The 1262-nt window shown below is 38.7% G+C and carries 1 protein-coding gene; it reads left to right on the top strand.

The annotated features are described in order from the left end of the window. Positions 1–131 precede the first annotated feature (131 nt). Positions 132–1028, top strand: coding sequence for an IS1595 family transposase (locus tag G5B00_RS17860; RefSeq protein WP_163878831.1), 897 nt, complete (start codon positions 132–134; stop codon positions 1026–1028). Positions 1029–1262 lie beyond the last annotated feature (234 nt).

The raw sequence follows: 1262 nt of genomic DNA, 5'->3' as shown, positions 1-1262 counted from the left end.
TACTATTAATTGCCGGGTATAGTCAGCTAATATAACAAGGGTTTTACATGGAGTAGAATACGATCATCGCAAATAATGATACTATATTAAACGAAATTAGAGCTATTCATTTAAATACGTATATTTAATTTATGGATATTTTTAAAGGAGAAAGCATTGTCAGTTTTTTTGATAGGTTCAAGAGTGATGAGGACTGTCTTGCTTATTTGGCAGAACGGAAAGCTTCCTATGGTTATAGATGTTTAAAATGTGGACATACAAAATATACTGTTCGTAAGAAGAATTTGGCAAGAGACTGCAACAGATGCCACCATCTTGAAAGTCCTACTGCCGGTACGCTTTTCCACAAGGTTAAGTTTGGGCTGCGCAAGGCCTTCGGGATGGTTTTTGAGATGAGCGCTACGACCAAGAGCATCTCAGCCAACCAGATGAGCAAGCGCTATGAGGTTCGTTATGTGACGGCCTGGCTTTTTATGCAAAAAGTCCGTAAAGCGATGAAAAGTAGTGGTAAAGACCCGATGGACGGGGATGTGATCGTTGATGAATTTGTATTTGGCGGTCGTGAAGACCTCAAACAGGGGCGCAGTACGGACAGCAAGAAGAAGAAAATCGTTGCCGCGGTACAGAAGGACAACTCGGGCATTAAACGGGTTTACTTCAAGCCTATCGAGGATTACAGCTGCGCCTCATTGAGAGTCATCTTCGATGCCCACATTTCAAACAATGCCCAGGTCATGACAGATAAATGGACAGGCTACAAGCCTTTGAAAAAGGAATATAATATCAGCCAGCAAAAGAGCGATAAAGGGAGAACCTTTTTTGAGATGAACACCATTATACATCAGCTAAAAGCATGGATGAGATCCAGCTTTTCCAACATACATAAACATCACATACAGGGCTATTTGGATGAATTCAGCTACAGAATAAACAGGTCAATACACAAGCAAACTATTTTTGATAATCTAATTTCAAGAATGGTAAAACATAAAAAACTGACCTACAACGATATTATAATAAGTAACTAAGTGAATAACTCTAAACGAAATTAAAGATCTGTTACCGCTTATTGAAAACGAAATTCAGGCTTTGTGCAGTGTAATCTTTAAATTTACGGTCAGAGGAAACGAGTATAAGCTTTTCAGTAACAGCATGTGCTATAATGGCATGATCGAAAGGATCGTTGTGGTGTATCCGCCCTATGAACTACATATTTGATTTGTCAATAATTTTCTTATAGTTCTGCGGGTAAAGATCTTTTA

The sequence above is a fragment of the Parapedobacter sp. SGR-10 genome, from assembly GCF_011030405.1.
Taxonomy (GTDB): Bacteria; Bacteroidota; Bacteroidia; order Sphingobacteriales; family Sphingobacteriaceae; genus Sphingobacterium.
This window is presented reverse-complemented; position numbering and strand designations above follow the sequence as displayed.

What these genes read in the sequence shown, in the direction of transcription:
- G5B00_RS17860 (WP_163878831.1), top strand. Translation starts at nt 132, where the DNA reads ATGGATATTTTTAAAGGAGAAAGCATTGTCAGTTTTTTTGATAGGTTC.